Origin of the sequence: Mesorhizobium sp. M2E.F.Ca.ET.209.01.1.1, from assembly GCF_004010375.2 — a bacterium.
In the GTDB taxonomy this organism is placed as follows: Bacteria; Pseudomonadota; Alphaproteobacteria; order Rhizobiales; family Rhizobiaceae; genus Mesorhizobium.
Map to the genome: position 1 here is coordinate 1 of NZ_SADP02001210.1, position 288 is coordinate 288.

The window sequence follows — 288 nt, forward strand, 5'->3', positions numbered from 1 at the left end:
AGCGACGGTGCCGGTGCGCATGATGCGCTTGAGGTCGTAGCCGGAAAGGCCGGTGACTTCGGCGACCGCCTCCTGCAGCGCCACCTGGATCTCGGCCAGCTGCGGGATCGGCACCCAGACCGGCAAATCGTCGTCCAGCACATGGTCCTCGCGCACATAGGCATGCGCCAGAACATAATCACCAAGCGCCTGCGTGTTGCGCAGGCCCGCGAAATGGCCGAGCATGACCCAGGCATGCGGGCGAAGCACCGCGATATGGTCGGTGATCGTCTTGGCGTTTGAGGGGCC

1 pseudogene is annotated in these 288 nt (G+C 65.3%); it reads right to left on the reverse strand.

The annotated features are described in order from the left end of the window. A pseudogene (locus EN852_RS39770) lies at window positions 1-288 on the reverse strand (AMP nucleosidase); the annotation flags it as partial.